This window comes from Nostoc sp. JL34 (genome assembly GCF_017114945.1).
In the GTDB taxonomy this organism is placed as follows: Bacteria; Cyanobacteriota; Cyanobacteriia; order Cyanobacteriales; family Nostocaceae; genus Nostoc.
Genome location: NZ_JABXKQ010000152.1, coordinates 41,802 through 55,213, shown reverse-complemented (window position 1 = coordinate 55,213; position 13,412 = coordinate 41,802). Strand labels below are relative to the sequence as shown.

The following is a 13,412-nucleotide window of genomic DNA, read 5'->3' as shown; positions in this document are numbered from 1 at the left end:
TTTTTCCCGGTTGGGAATTGCCCGTTACTGAATTGTGGCCTCCTATCTTTACCGAAGAAGAAACACAAATTTAGTGAAGGACTACACCCGCAGAAATTCAAATTAATCCCAAAGTTTTAGAAGCTTATTTGGGACAATAGAGTGTGATTGACTTTCTATTTATGCAATGTATTAGGAATTGCCCTGAATTCCCTACTCATTGGTTCTGACTCCTGAATTTTGACTCCTGAATTCTTCTTCAATCTTCGTTATTTTCTACAAAATTGACTTGCTCGTAAAGGTCGCGCAATTCAATTTTAAAATCAACCGTTTGCAATGATAAAGTTGCAGATTCATGTTCAAGTTCAGTAAATGACCATTGATTTTCCGCAGTTTTTACATTCTGCTTTTTCTTCAATTTCTAAATACTCTTCAGGTGTGTAATATAATTTTTTTGTTTCTAACCGCATAAAAATACAACTTATGATTATGCGGTTTATTCGTCTTTTATATCTATTGTTATACGCCAATAAACCCCATCCTCTCGCTGCATTAACTTGCAAGCAATCAACTCTCGTCGCAATGTAGCGCAGTCAAGATGATAGCGTTTGAGAATGTCATTTACCAGGTGTTCAGGGTAGTTGACTCCTACATCAAACTGATTTGCTAACCACTTAAGAATAACTAGACGCTTTTTGCGACTAGCAGGAATTTCTTTGAGGCGTTGAGTATCGCCCTCGAAATAGTTTTTCAACACTTTGCTTTCCCAAGCTTCAGTGTCCACATCCTCAATCAAAGATGCTATTTTCTCTGGTGTGAAAATTTCCTTACTAATGCTTTGCAAAGCCTCGCTATCCAATTGATATAGACGGCTATTACCTTCAGGGCGCATTGTCACCAAATTTAGCTCCTTAAGTTTCGCTAAATGATGAGATACCGTCGGTTCCTTGAGTTGCAGTAGCACTGCCAATTCTTCGACGCTGCACTCCTGATTCGCCAGGATACCTACAATCTTCAATCGGCTATCATCCGCTAATGCCTTGAAAAAGCGCAGTAAGGTGTTAAATTGCTCTGGTTGCATAACTGACTTTCTAATTAGATAGATGTCTAATTAGAAGTATATCTAATTGAAAAGCCCAAATCCCCAACTTCTCAAAGAAATCGGGGATTTTGTTGTTCAGTTTAACTAAACTGTTCCCCTGCGTCTAAGTTGAACAGCATTTGTAGAGTTTGCATACAACGCCGTCTGGCATCAACATCTTGCTGCGATCGCAATTGCACCATCGGGTCATGTAAAATTTTATTGACAATTCCCCGTGTTAATGCTTCAATCACTTCTTGATGTTTTTCGGCGAATTCCGAACCCAATCTCGATAAAGCTTTTTCTAACTCTTGTTCGCGGATAGTTTCGACTTTATTTCGCAGACAGCTAATAGTAGTAACAGTTTCAAGAGAGCGCCACCAAATATCAAAGGCTTCTACTTCTTCTTCTAAAAGTCGCTCGGCTTCCTGTGCAATCTTGCGACGGCTTTCGTAGTTTTGCGCTACTACTGCCTTCAAATCATCCACATTAAACGCCTGCACGTTTTCCAATTCATTTACATCCGCATGAACATTACGCGGCACAGAAATATCAAATAACATTAAAGAGCGCTGAACTTCTAAAACCATTTCCAATTTAGCTCGGTCAAGTATTGGCTCTGTTGCCGAAGTACTTGTAAACACCAAATCACTATCGGCAATTACGCTCATCATTTCCGATAGCGGATGAATATTGATCGGTTGCTGAGGGAATTGCTTTGTTAATTCTAGGGCGCGATCGCGAGAGCGATTTACAATACTAATTTCCACTGCACCTTTAGAAATTAGGTGTTGCACCAGCAGGCGCGACATTTTACCAGCACCCAGAATTACCACTCGGCAAGCTGCTAAATTTGCTACTTTAATCTGCGCTAACTCCACAGCCGCCGAACTGATAGAGACAGCACCAGTGCCAATACTAGTTTCAGTCCGAACCCGCTTCCCAGCTGTCAGCGCTTGTTTAAATAATCGATTCAAAATGGTTTTTATACCACTATATTGCTGCCCCAGTTTGTGAGTAGTCTTCACCTGAGCCAGAATTTGACCTTCTCCGAGTACCAGACTATCTAAACCACCTGCTACCCGCATGACATGCATCACGGCATCATCATGTAGCAGCATAAACAAGTGTTGTCGCAGAGAAAGTACGGGTAACTTACTGTATTCCGCAAGAAACTGCGTTATTTCTCGGATACCTTGGTCTGATTCACTGGTAACAATGTAAATTTCCAGGCGGTTACAAGTGCTAAGAATTGCAACTTCGTCAATATGGGGATAGCTAGCTAGTTGAGCGATCGCACTTTCAATTTGTGGTTCTGGAATGCTCAGTTTTTCCCGGACTTCTACTGGGGCTGTTTTATGGCTTAACCCCACCACTGCTATATTCATTTGCTAAATCGTAGTTACTAATTGGTAGTTGGCAATCTGGCATTAAGTGAGAATAGGGAATGGGGAATTTTTGTTTATTGGTTGATAGTTTTCCAACCAACCATTAATCACTAACTACTAACTACTAACTACTGTAAAGGTAAAGCATTTTGGTGATTATTTTTCCGTTTTATAGAAACATTTTTTTCCAAATGCCTTACCTCTACTTTTACCATTCCCCATTCCCTAAAAATTAGTTCAGTTGGAGAACTTTTGGTTCACCAAACAAGTGAATTGTATCAACAAATCGAGCAGTTTTCGACTGGTTGGAAATTACCAAGCTTTGAGTTCTTGCCCCGTCTTTGAAGAAACGTACACCCTGCATGAGATTACCACTGGTAATGCCGCTAGCAGCAAACAGAATAGTTTTACCAGATGCTAGTTCATGAGCATCATAGACCTTATCGGGGTCATTGATATTCATAGACTTTAAGCGATCGATATTGGCTTCTCTGCTTTCTCCAATCAGACCTGTTTTTACTACTGCTGGATCGTAGATCAGTTGACCTTGGAAATGTCCACCCAAAGCACGCATTGCTGCTGCCGAGATTACACCTTCAGGAGCCGCACCGATACCCATCAACGCGTGGATATTAGTTCCAGCAAAACCACAGCTAATAGCTGCACCCACATCACCATCTGAAATTAGGGCGACTCTCGCTCCAGCCTCACGAATTTCTTTAATTAAATCGTTATGACGTTCACGCTTCATTACTACCACAACAAGCTCATCAATACCCCGGTCTAAAACCTCAGAGAGAATCTTCAGGTTTTCCGTGGCTGACTTGTTGATGTCTACCTTGCCCTTAGCTGCGGGAGGTGCTGCTAATTTCTTCATGTAAAAGTCAGGAGCAGCAAATAATCCGCCCTTTTCAGAAATTGCTAAGACAGCCATCGAACCAGGTTGTCCATAAGCTACCAAGTTCGTACCTTCACAGGGGTCAACTGCTATATCAATTTCAATTAATTCATCAGGGTTACAGAAACTTTCGGCATTTGGTTGAGTACAAATACCAACTTCTTCCCCGATGTATAGCATCGGCGCGTCGTCGCGTTCGCCTTCGCCAATTACAATGCGACCGCGCATGTGGATTTTATTCATCCGCTCCCGCATAGCTTCTACAGCTACCTGGTCAGCGATGTTTTTTTCGCCTTTGCCCATCCACTTTGCAGATGCGATCGCGGCTTGCTCTACTACTTCAATAATCTCTAACCCAAGTGTATTTTCCACAGAGTTTGCCCTCTCAGCTGCTTGAATTTGCGTCGTTTCATCTGCCTATTTCAGTTTTCAAGTCTACCAAAGGGCGGATACACGTGGAAGAAAGTTAAGTTTTACTGCTAACTCGTTAGAAAAGTGCCAGTTAACACATCCTAATTTTTTCCTCATAATTACTCCAGTATAAAACGTGTTCTAAAGTAACTAAGTTAAAAACTGGCACAAATGGATAGCAGTGTATATCTAGAACATTGCTTTTCTTCGGTATCCATCTTTAGGTATAAAATGATAAAGAAAAAAGCTGGTAGATTCACTAAAAACTAAAAAACGAGGCCCAGAGTAAATAAATCGTCAAATTAAGAGGTTAATCGTGTTTATCGACTACATCACCCTCATGTTAATTAATATGGTAGCTGGGTTATTTCTACTAGCTGACTATGTGTATCGTGGTATAGATAGTTCTAATCAAAGACCGTGGATTCCGGGATTTGGGATTACAGGTGCGATCGCACTCACAACTGGTTTACACATGAGCTTCACCTGGCCAGTTATCGGTAGCTTTAACATTGCCTTCGGTGAAACAAGTGTCTTATTTGGAATCTTGTTTGTGGCAGCTGCGATCGCCCTTGCTCAAGGTTGGGATTTATTGACAATAGCAGTTTACGGCTTCTTTGCTGGTGTAGTTGCGATCGTAGTGGGTATCCGCATCATTAACTTGAACTTGACAAAGCAACCGCTTTTATCGGGAATCGGCTTTATTTTAACTGGCTTAGGTGGTATTTTTGCAGCGCCAACTCTCTATTGGAAAACCAACCGAACTTGGCGGCTAATTGGCGTAGCAGTGCTGATAGTAGCCGCTCTAATTTGGGCATTGACTGGATATTTAGCTTACTGGAATCATTTAGAGAGTTTCCAAAAGTGGGTTCCAGCGCCGACGCGGTAAGCAATGTTTTAGGCTAGAGACATAGTTAAAACCCTGCTTAAGAGCAATATGCTGGACTTTCTTAATCCCCTTTTAAATCGCCATCCAGAGCGAGTCAAAGCCAACGTCGAACTTTATACATGGCAAACTTGTCCTTACTGCATTCGTGCCAAAATACTGCTGTGGTGGAAAGGTGTAAATTTTACTGAATATAAAATCGACGGCGACGAAGCAGCCAGAGCGAAAATGGCGGAACGCGCTAACGGTCGCCGTAGCGTACCGCAAATTTTTATCAATAGCCAGCACATTGGCGGCTGCGATGACCTCTATCAGCTAGATACACAAAGTCAACTCGACCCCCTTTTAGGCCAAGCCGCTATTTAGAAATCAAATTAGCCCCCAACAATTTCCTTAGTGATGCTATGTTGGGCAATTTTTGATTTTAAATTGCTCGGTAAACAAGTTCGTAGTAAGGACTTTAGTCCTTAATTTTCTAAGCACTAAAGTGCTTACTACAAACTTTTCATTACTAGCTTAGACATTGTGCCAGTAAGCTGTAGGGCAAGGAGTATCGAATTGATAAGAATATGTTAACTAAGTATACAGAATATCTTATACATCAACAATGGATGAGTTGTGCCCTAGAATTAGCAAAAACAGCAGGTGATGCAGGTGAAGTCCCTGTAGGTGCTGTTATCATTGATTCAACAGGCAAATTGCTAGCACAAGGAGAAAACAGAAAAGAGCGCGACAAAGACCCTACCGCTCATGCAGAAATTCTTGCTCTCAAGACAGCTGCAACAACTTTACAAAATTGGCATCTTAATGAATGCACTCTCTACGTAACTCTCGAACCTTGCCCCATGTGTGCAGGTGCGATCGTCCAATCACGACTAGGACTACTTGTATATGGAGTAGACGATACAAAAACTGGCGCAATTCGTACAGTTATTAACATCCCCGATAGTGCTGCTTCTAATCACCGTCTCCAGGTCATTGGAGGCATTCTAGAGTCAGCTTGTCGTCAGCAATTACAGGCTTGGTTTGCCAATAAGCGGCGTAGGGTAAACTAACGGACAGAGGTAAAACTGTCCATCTGGTATGACACAAGTCACGCAAGAGAATCTACGGTGTAACTAATCAGGCTTTTCGTTAAATTTTACCCGTCAATCAGCTGCATTCGTCATGATGGAATTTTACTCTTCATCCGATACCTGCCAGCGCACACCAGCAAATTCTGAGGTGGCTCCCACTACCTCAAGGGTTTCCCCTTGGTTAAGTCCTCTGGCATATTTATTAGGTCGTCACTGCCTATTACCATTATTCTTTGGGCAAATTAGAATAACCGGACAAAAAAATATCCCTACAACTGGGCCTGTGATCTTCGCACCTACCCATCGGGCGCGTTGGGATGCCTTGCTCGTACCCTACGCTACCGCTGATTGTCGAAGAGAACAAGACTTGCGGTTTATGGTGACTATTGACGAATGCCAAGGTCTACAAGGCTGGTTTGTTCAACGTTTGGGGGGATTTCCTGTAAATTCCAAGCATCCGTCAATCCGCACGCTGCGACATGGAGTTGAGCTACTTCAGCAGAAAAAAACCCTGGTCATCTTTCCAGAAGGTAATATTTTTCGTGATGGGCAAGTTCACCAGTTGAAGTCAGGAATTGCTCGTCTTGCTTTGAGTGCTGAATCTAGTCATTTCGGGCTGGGAGTGAAAATTATACCCATAGGTATTAATTACAGCCAACCTTATCCCAATTGGGGTACAGATGTGAGTATTGACATTGGCTCCGCAATCAGAGTAGCTGATTACATGAGTGGCTGTATAAAACAAGATGCCAAAAGCATCACAACTGATTTATCAAAAGCACTGCAACAATTAACGCGTCAAGAAACAAAAGTTACTAATCACGCATTTGCAGAAATTACTAATTCTTGATGTAGTCAAACGTCAAGAGTCCCAAGACTTACCATTAAAGATTAATCGTGCATGATTAAGAAACTGCACCTTGTCAAGGTTTGACCTAATTGCTAACTGCTATATTTATCCTGAATAAGTCACAAAAGATTAGCGATCTTTTGCAACCTTTGAAGATGTATACATATATAGATTACCCTCTATCTACGGGATATTCAGCCAAATTGGCATTTTTTTGAGCAACTAGCTAATAATTGCTGGAAATTACTAAATTACTTGATGAGAAAAATTCCTATTATTTGGTCAGACTGTTAAATGGGAGTCTTTGGATACTCCGTAAACATCGCTGTAAAAACAAAATTTTGGGAAGCGTGGACTGGGGACATCTCCATTTTTAAATTGTTTGGTGCGATGCCTACGCAAATACTTCAAGCGGTGCTTTGGGAAAATTCTCCTGCCAAATATCTTAGTGAACCTGAGATAATTATTGGGGAGGAAAGTCGGTAGTTAGACAGATGGTGACGAACTCCCCTGTAGGTATCGCTCATCACAACGATATAAGTTAACTGATATACAGGGGTAATGGGAACTCTATTAAACTGATTTTTAGTCTAAATCAGAGATACTTAGGATGTAACTTTGCTTTGTCTAAGACCAAAACAGAGTTAAGATACCCGAAGTTTCCATAACTTTTTTATATAGTTGTCGCACTAATTGATCCCATGAACACTGCTGCCGCTGTTACCTTGATGCACCGTACTGTTTTATCAGTTATAGCAGTCCTCAGCTTGCTATCACCTGTGAATGCTCAGGTATCACAGTCACCAGGCACTACCAGCCAACCACAACCCATTGACCCCAACGATCCCAATAACCTCCGCCCCATAACCGAAAGTAACAGCCTTTTGAGCATTGCAGGTGGCGATCGCTTAGTAAAAGATGCAGAACAAGCCGTTTCTGCTCAAAACTACCCCTTAGCTGCTAAGAAACTGCAAGAAGCGCGTCAAGTTTATAATCAGCTATCTAATTTTTATCAAGAGTTAAATTCTAGCTTTTCGGGAATTGACAATAGAGTTTCTGATTCTCAGCGTCAAAAAGCTTTATTAACAGCCCAAAAGCGAGATGAAGCCACCTTTCAGCTAGCATTGGTACATCGGGCACAAAATCAGCCAGAATTAGCTGTACCGTTGTTGGTTCAAATAATTAAGAGTCAAAACCCAACGCGGGATTTAGGCAAAAAAGCCTATAAACAGTTGTTTGAATTGGGTTTTGTTGATTCTCCCTATCCCAGAGAAGGTGGTAGTTCATCTTCCTCATCCCCAAAAAAATAAATTAAATTTTTGTTACCTCTTTTTCCCTATTTCTCCATCTCCCTAATCCAGTCGCTTGGAAATGCCCCAGTGCTAAGATAGAGCTATCCGCCGTAGCCAAAACCTGAGCGTTCTCAAAAACACACTTCTGAGGCGCGTTTATCTACAGCCTTGCCAAAACCTGAAGTTGGCACAGGCATTTGCTCTATATCTGTTAATAATAGAAAAGTAAGTTTTTTCAGGAATTGCGATGATTAGTCCGCAGCAGATTGAGGCAATGATCAAGGCGGGACTGCCAGACGCCCAGGTTCAGGTGCAAGACTTGACTGGTGGCGGTGACCACTATCAGGTGACAGTAGTTTCATCGCACTTTGCAGGTAAAGGACTAGTGCAACAGCACCAGTTAGTTTATGGTGCGTTGGGTCAAGCTATGTCAACTGAAGCGATTCATGCTTTGGCGGTGAAAACATACACTCCCGAAGCTTGGCAAGCAACAGCAGCTTCGTAAATAAGAGTTAGAAGTTAGGAGTTATGAATTTTGACTCCTCACTTCTCACTCCTCACTGTTGAATCCAACATAGGAAACATAAATACCATGACACCAGAACTCAAAGACAAAATTGATAGCTTGCTACAACAGAACAAGATTTTAGTTTTCATGAAGGGAAACAAGTTAATGCCCCAATGTGGTTTCTCCAACAACGTTGTGCAGATTCTCAATACTTTGGGAGTTCCCTTTGAGACGGTTGACGTTCTATCAGACCCTGAAATTCGTCAAGGTATTAAAGAATACTCTAGCTGGCCGACAATTCCCCAAGTGTATATCAATGGTGAATTCCTTGGCGGTTCTGATATTTTGATTGAACTGTACCAAAAAGGTGAATTGCAGGAAAAGGTAGAAGTCGCACTAGCTTCTTAATCTCTGTTTACCCAAACTAAAGGGTATGTTGCTGAATTTGCACTTCGCAATCAAGGCAATGTGCCATTTTTAATGTCCTTGAAAGGAGAGACACTATTTATCTCATCTCCCCTTTCAAGGGTTTTTTAATCGGTTTATGACAAAAATAATCTATGTTGGACTTGATTTTATAACTAGCCAACAATCCCCTCAGTCGCATTGGCAAGACCAATATAGGGCTGAGGGGATGCGTTTATCAATACAATAATATTTCCAAAATCTCACACCACAGCAACTAGTTGACCAATACAGATAATATGCTATAATTATCTGCGGTAATTAACCGTTACTATCAATGGCCAGGTAAATGGTACTTAGTAGTAATCGGGTTGTGGCTGTGGTTGCGGCACTGCAAAGTTTGATCCATCATACAAGTAGCGGCTAGCTTCCTCTTCTAGACGATGAATCAGAAAAGGTTCAATAACGTTGCTATGTCGCAGTGCGGCTAGATATCCATCCAAATACATCCGCATATCATCTGTGCGATAACCGCGATTCCATAACTCGACGAAGGCGTCGGTGAGTCTTTGGTAATAGCGGATGGTTTGTGTGTCTTGGAGCATAACTGCTGTATTAATCTCTTTGGAATGAGAATTGTAAATGATTCACGCTCAAATGTGAAGTGTAATTTCACTTTGGCATTAACTCAAAGTCAACACATCTACTTTGGGTAGTACCCTCATAGCAGCTACAAGCTTCTTTAATCCTATTCCAGAAAACATCGATTCTAGTTAGTTGCTAAGTTATTTTTCTAATTTTCATGATCAACAGCCCAATTGTATTGGTGTTATATTCCTGGATAGGGGCACTAATTTTTGCGAAAAAAACCCACTTTTACCATCATCACCATCAGGTTAAAAGCTGTTGTAGTAATGGTTAGCTGGTTGGGTTATAGATAATTCGCCAGATTACACCCATCTAAAAGCAAATTGTTAAACTAAAAGAACTTTTAATAAGTCTAACAACACTTTCGATAAATTTAATAAAAATTTAATAATATTTCTAATCGCCTTTTAGCAAGGCATAAATTAAAGATATTGCCACTCTTTTTATGAGGAAATGTAAAGCTAATAGCAATTGAAGTAACAAAGGCTACAAAACCTTAGAGATGGGCTTGTTACTTTGAAAGTCATCAGACGCTAAGGGGTCTTGCCGCCGTGGGTTCGGTTTGTATAGAAATCATTGAGGGGAATCCCCATCTGAGGTCGTTGTTGGGTTGGCACTTGCAACAACTGGAATACCGTGTGCATCAAGCTGCCAGCATTTATCAAGCAAGGGAAGTATTTTTAAGCCATCAACCAACACTGGTCGTTTTGGATGCAGACTTGCCTGATGGTGATGGCATTGAATTTTGTCGTTGGTTGCATCGTCAGCAGCAGCCTCTAGTTTTAATGCTATCTGCCCGTAATAGTGAAGCTGATATCGTTGCAGGTTTAAAGGCGGGTGCAGATGATTACCTGAGCAAACCTTTTGGGATGCAAGAGTTTTTGGCACGGGTAGAGGCACTGATTCGTCGGAAGCGCACACCTACTGCACCAGCTTATTTGGATTATGGCACTTTGCAAATCGATTTAGTTCAGCGCCGTGTCCGCTTTCAAGGGGAGTTCATTGACTTGACACCCCAGGAATTCAGTTTGCTGTACGTTTTAGCACAAGCTGGGGGAGTGCCTCTGAGTCGGTCAGAATTGCTGCGTCGTGCTTGGCCTGATGCTATCGATAACCCTCGTACCATTGATACTCACGTTTTATCGCTGCGAAAAAAGGTTGAACTTGATCCCCGCCAACCCAATTTAATTCAGACTATCCGCAATGTAGGATACCGTTTTAACATGGAAATTTTGAATACTAATATTTCACAGTCACAAACAACAAAGTTAGCTAGAGAGAGATTTAATAATCAACGTTCAACACTTAGTAGTAGTCAAGTGTGAATAGGGCATTGGGCATTGGGCACTGGGGTGAGGAGTAGTAAGAAAACGATTCCTAATTCCTGGCTCATCCAAAATTTAAAATCCAAAATCGTCTTGAGTTGCTGCTTGAATCAGGCTTTTTCGTAATTCAACCCAATCTATCTCAGAGGCTCTTTGATTTGCGAAAAAATGACCTTGTTGCAGGTGTAATAAGCGAGTGCAAAACATCTGGGCTAGTTCCAGTTGGTGATTTACCATCAAAATCGTGGTTTGATGAGTTTGACTCAACTGGGTTAAGACTTGCATTAGATGAGAAGCTGTAGCAGCATCTAGGGCAGAGGTTGGCTCGTCTAATAATAATATTTTAGGCTGGATGACTAAAGCACGAGCGATCGCTACTAGTTGTCGTTGTCCTGAAGAAAGTTGCACCTCTGTTCGCTCTAACCATTCATTGGGAATGTGCAGTTGGTCTGTCCAGTGATTGACTCGTTGCTGAATTGTCTGTTTGGGCAAACCACGCAAAACTAAAGGATAAGCCAAGGCTTGCCCAACTGTCATCCCCAACAGCTTTGACTCTTGCAATACAAGTACAAGCATCTGCCGTAGCTGGATGACAGGAATTTGGTGATATTCCTGATTTTCTAGATAGAGTTTACCACTCGTGGGTTCAATTAGGCGGTTGATGAGGCATAATAACGAAGTTTTACCAGCGCCTACTGGGCCGACAATGGCAATGCGTTCGCCCTGGAATACCTCCAAGGAAATATCCTGCAATATGGGGTATCCCTGCTGATTGCCGGGAAGTTGGGTTTTCAGCTTTGTAAACAGATTAACTTGCTCTAGCCTGAGTGTGGCTTTTGCTGTATTCAAGGGGAGTGGAGAGATGGGAGAGATCAATGCCCAATGCCCAATTTTAAGTTAATTGTGCAGTAGTTAATGCTGTAGCGATCGCCCAGCCATCGACTAATAGTAGCAGCACAGTCAATCCTAGTAAAATCAGGTACATCCACGGCTGCGCTAAAGGGCGAACATCTGTGGTGTCAATGCCCGTCTTTGCTTGGACAATTTGCACGAAACGGGCAAATCCGGCTACACGCATGGGTAGTAAATAAGCTTTCCCATCCTGGCTGAGGAAATAATAAACTAGCCCTCCTTGACCGGTGGTGCGGGGTTTTAACTCTTTGACTTGTGACCAAGGTAAAGACCAGCCTTTACGAAAAAAGCTCGGCACCCAGGCGGGGTAAGTAACCTGAATTCCCTCGTCATCTACCATCACTTGTTCTGTTAATACAGCATACAAGGCAACTAAACCGATGCTAATCCCTATCCACAATAATCCTGGGGGTACGGGTGCAGCTGTTACCTGCGATAAAAAGGGTAATGGGACTGTGAGTGCTATATATAGACTCAGCAACGTTATCCGAATCAAAGGAGACAGACGGAAAATAGAAGCTGAGATATTGGCTGAGTTTGCTGTCACGGCTCAATTACAATGCTTTTCTTTATTGTAGGGTAGGTCTATGTCTCTGCTAGTTGGCGGATGGTAGTTCACGGTAAATACTTTTGCACTACAATCCAACCAGTCAGGGATACCCAGGCAAATCCGACAAACAGAATAAGATTTACCGCGATGTGTAAAGGTCTAGCCCAAGGTCGTCTAGCACTAATTTGGGTCGCACTGAAAGCAGACAGTAGAACTAGTGCTACCACTATCAATCCAGCGATTAGGTGTGACGAGTGACCTAAAGAACCAAAGTGCCCGAAAGTGCCAACAATACCGATCGCTAGCAGTAGTAGCACTAAACTTACCATGCTGATGCCCATTGTATAGTGGAGCGATCGCACCTCTTTATTGCCACCCAAAAATGGGGTAATAATAGGGAATTGCTGCGAAGTTCTCGCCCGAAACATCCAAACACCGGTGACTCCTAACATCAGATATGCCAGCAGGGACAACCCCATCGACCAGGCGGCTATTTTCCACAACCAAAGAAATGAAGGCAGATTCATAAGATTGATTGTAGATGAGATGAGTGAGACAAGGAGAACAACCAATGCCCAATCCCCAATCCCCAATAAATAATAAACAAAAAGGGCTACTGAATTAGCAACCCTTAAATTTATTAAAATTGTTTTTTTTTAATCAACCGAGGCTAAACCAAGAATTTGCAAGGGTTTTGTAGTATCTCCGATTTTTGTATTAATTTGCTGCACCATTAATTTGGTATTAATAGGGTCTTCTCCGTCTGATGAGTCTGTATCAAACTCATAAGTACTGGGTTCTTCGAGCATCAGGCGATCGCACGGAATTTTATCGGATAAAATTGCACTTGCCATCATCCCTGTATGAATCTCCATTTGACCTTTTCGTGGAGCTTCAAAGACTAAACGTTGCCCAGGGAAAACAACCCTTTCAAAGTACCAGTTGGGAATATTGGAGATGCGAGCTACCTGTATTTTGCTCGTGGCATTAATGTAGCAGCAGAGAATTTTTCCTGATTGTTCAGGTGGTAGAGGATCTAATATTTGAGCCATAACTGCTGAGGAGCTTTACGCCACAATTTTACATTACACTAGCCAAGCCTAGCACTCACTGATCCCCAGTTGTTGTAACTGCGAATACCAACTGAGTCTTTGTTGATTATTTCTGTCTAAAGATATATTTTCAGTTATAAAAATTTTGTAA

Annotated in this window: 17 protein-coding genes and 1 pseudogene; 9 read left to right on the top strand and 9 right to left on the bottom strand. The window is 42.0% G+C overall.

Annotated elements, in window-relative coordinates:
* Positions 1-83: 83 nt before the first annotated feature.
* A pseudogene (locus tag HWQ44_RS33680) lies at positions 84-140 on the top strand (hypothetical protein); the annotation flags it as partial.
* A 98-nt stretch (positions 141-238) separates the two neighbouring features.
* Here the strand turns inward: HWQ44_RS33680 and HWQ44_RS28075 are convergent.
* The 4 genes from HWQ44_RS28075 to glpX all read right to left on the bottom strand — a co-directional run bounded on the left by HWQ44_RS28075 (position 239) and on the right by glpX (position 3,718).
* Positions 239-397: a hypothetical protein gene (locus tag HWQ44_RS28075; RefSeq protein ID WP_292725262.1), complete on the bottom strand. Its 159-nt coding sequence runs from the start codon at positions 395-397 to the stop codon at positions 239-241.
* A 78-nt stretch (positions 398-475) separates the two neighbouring features.
* Positions 476-1,060, bottom strand: coding sequence for a metalloregulator ArsR/SmtB family transcription factor (locus HWQ44_RS28070; protein WP_292725261.1), 585 nt, complete (start codon positions 1,058-1,060; stop codon positions 476-478).
* A gap of 101 nt (positions 1,061-1,161) precedes the next feature.
* Positions 1,162-2,448 carry a glutamyl-tRNA reductase gene (locus HWQ44_RS28065; RefSeq protein ID WP_292725260.1) on the bottom strand — a complete coding sequence of 429 codons (1,287 nt, stop codon included), beginning with the start codon at positions 2,446-2,448 and terminating at the stop codon, positions 1,162-1,164.
* A gap of 232 nt (positions 2,449-2,680) precedes the next feature.
* A complete protein-coding gene (gene glpX, locus HWQ44_RS28060; protein WP_292725259.1) occupies positions 2,681-3,718 on the bottom strand; it encodes a class II fructose-bisphosphatase in 1,038 nt (345 codons plus the stop codon).
* Between the two features lie 355 nt (positions 3,719-4,073).
* On the opposite strand from glpX, the gene HWQ44_RS28055 reads away from it, so the two are divergent.
* The 7 genes from HWQ44_RS28055 (at position 4,074) to grxD (ending at position 8,777) form a co-directional block, all read left to right on the top strand.
* A complete protein-coding gene (locus HWQ44_RS28055) occupies positions 4,074-4,646 on the top strand; it encodes a DUF981 family protein (RefSeq protein WP_292725258.1) in 573 nt (190 codons plus the stop codon).
* Positions 4,647-4,694: 48 nt separating this feature from the next.
* Complete coding sequence (grxC, locus tag HWQ44_RS28050) at positions 4,695-5,009, top strand: glutaredoxin 3 (protein WP_292725257.1); 315 nt, start codon at positions 4,695-4,697, stop codon at positions 5,007-5,009.
* A gap of 203 nt (positions 5,010-5,212) precedes the next feature.
* Positions 5,213-5,698, top strand: coding sequence for a tRNA adenosine(34) deaminase TadA (tadA, locus tag HWQ44_RS28045; protein ID WP_292725256.1), 486 nt, complete (start codon positions 5,213-5,215; stop codon positions 5,696-5,698).
* A gap of 112 nt (positions 5,699-5,810) precedes the next feature.
* The gene (locus HWQ44_RS28040; RefSeq protein WP_292725255.1) at positions 5,811-6,569 is read left to right on the top strand and encodes a 1-acyl-sn-glycerol-3-phosphate acyltransferase; all 759 of its coding nucleotides are present in this window, start codon (positions 5,811-5,813) and stop codon (positions 6,567-6,569) included.
* Between the two features lie 701 nt (positions 6,570-7,270).
* A complete protein-coding gene (locus HWQ44_RS28035; RefSeq protein WP_292725254.1) occupies positions 7,271-7,879 on the top strand; it encodes a hypothetical protein in 609 nt (202 codons plus the stop codon).
* 229 nt (positions 7,880-8,108) lie between these two features.
* Complete coding sequence (locus HWQ44_RS28030; RefSeq protein WP_292725253.1) at positions 8,109-8,366, top strand: BolA family protein; 258 nt, start codon at positions 8,109-8,111, stop codon at positions 8,364-8,366.
* An 87-nt stretch (positions 8,367-8,453) separates the two neighbouring features.
* Positions 8,454-8,777: a Grx4 family monothiol glutaredoxin gene (grxD, locus tag HWQ44_RS28025; protein WP_292725252.1), complete on the top strand. Its 324-nt coding sequence runs from the start codon at positions 8,454-8,456 to the stop codon at positions 8,775-8,777.
* Positions 8,778-9,130: 353 nt separating this feature from the next.
* On the opposite strand, the gene HWQ44_RS28020 is transcribed toward grxD, so the two are convergent.
* A complete protein-coding gene (locus HWQ44_RS28020) occupies positions 9,131-9,379 on the bottom strand; it encodes a DUF6761 family protein (protein WP_104907495.1) in 249 nt (82 codons plus the stop codon).
* 594 nt (positions 9,380-9,973) lie between these two features.
* On the opposite strand from HWQ44_RS28020, the gene HWQ44_RS28015 reads away from it, so the two are divergent.
* Positions 9,974-10,747 carry a response regulator transcription factor gene (locus HWQ44_RS28015; RefSeq protein ID WP_292725251.1) on the top strand — a complete coding sequence of 258 codons (774 nt, stop codon included), beginning with the start codon at positions 9,974-9,976 and terminating at the stop codon, positions 10,745-10,747.
* 75 nt (positions 10,748-10,822) lie between these two features.
* On the opposite strand, the gene HWQ44_RS28010 is transcribed toward HWQ44_RS28015, so the two are convergent.
* From HWQ44_RS28010 to HWQ44_RS27995, 4 genes are all read right to left on the bottom strand, one after another.
* Positions 10,823-11,596, bottom strand: a complete 774-nt coding sequence (locus HWQ44_RS28010; RefSeq protein WP_292725250.1) for an ATP-binding cassette domain-containing protein — start codon at positions 11,594-11,596, stop codon at positions 10,823-10,825.
* Between the two features lie 43 nt (positions 11,597-11,639).
* On the bottom strand, positions 11,640-12,206 hold the full coding sequence (locus tag HWQ44_RS28005; protein WP_292725249.1) for a hypothetical protein: 567 nt from the start codon (positions 12,204-12,206) through the stop codon (positions 11,640-11,642).
* Positions 12,207-12,274: 68 nt separating this feature from the next.
* Complete coding sequence (locus HWQ44_RS28000; RefSeq protein WP_292725248.1) at positions 12,275-12,736, bottom strand: DUF4079 domain-containing protein; 462 nt, start codon at positions 12,734-12,736, stop codon at positions 12,275-12,277.
* A gap of 129 nt (positions 12,737-12,865) precedes the next feature.
* Positions 12,866-13,261: a DUF1830 domain-containing protein gene (locus HWQ44_RS27995; protein WP_292725247.1), complete on the bottom strand. Its 396-nt coding sequence runs from the start codon at positions 13,259-13,261 to the stop codon at positions 12,866-12,868.
* Between the last annotated feature and the right edge of the window lie 151 nt (positions 13,262-13,412).

What these genes read in the sequence shown, in the direction of transcription:
- HWQ44_RS28070 (WP_292725261.1), bottom strand. Translation starts at nt 1,060, where the DNA reads ATGCAACCAGAGCAATTTAACACCTTACTGCGCTTTTTCAAGGCATTA.
- HWQ44_RS28065 (WP_292725260.1), bottom strand. Translation starts at nt 2,448, where the DNA reads ATGAATATAGCAGTGGTGGGGTTAAGCCATAAAACAGCCCCAGTAGAA.
- grxC (WP_292725257.1), top strand. Translation starts at nt 4,695, where the DNA reads ATGCTGGACTTTCTTAATCCCCTTTTAAATCGCCATCCAGAGCGAGTC.
- tadA (WP_292725256.1), top strand. Translation starts at nt 5,213, where the DNA reads ATGTTAACTAAGTATACAGAATATCTTATACATCAACAATGGATGAGT.
- HWQ44_RS28040 (WP_292725255.1), top strand. Translation starts at nt 5,811, where the DNA reads ATGATGGAATTTTACTCTTCATCCGATACCTGCCAGCGCACACCAGCA.
- HWQ44_RS28035 (WP_292725254.1), top strand. Translation starts at nt 7,271, where the DNA reads ATGAACACTGCTGCCGCTGTTACCTTGATGCACCGTACTGTTTTATCA.
- HWQ44_RS28030 (WP_292725253.1), top strand. Translation starts at nt 8,109, where the DNA reads ATGATTAGTCCGCAGCAGATTGAGGCAATGATCAAGGCGGGACTGCCA.
- grxD (WP_292725252.1), top strand. Translation starts at nt 8,454, where the DNA reads ATGACACCAGAACTCAAAGACAAAATTGATAGCTTGCTACAACAGAAC.
- HWQ44_RS28020 (WP_104907495.1), bottom strand. Translation starts at nt 9,379, where the DNA reads ATGCTCCAAGACACACAAACCATCCGCTATTACCAAAGACTCACCGAC.
- HWQ44_RS28000 (WP_292725248.1), bottom strand. Translation starts at nt 12,736, where the DNA reads ATGAATCTGCCTTCATTTCTTTGGTTGTGGAAAATAGCCGCCTGGTCG.
- HWQ44_RS27995 (WP_292725247.1), bottom strand. Translation starts at nt 13,261, where the DNA reads ATGGCTCAAATATTAGATCCTCTACCACCTGAACAATCAGGAAAAATT.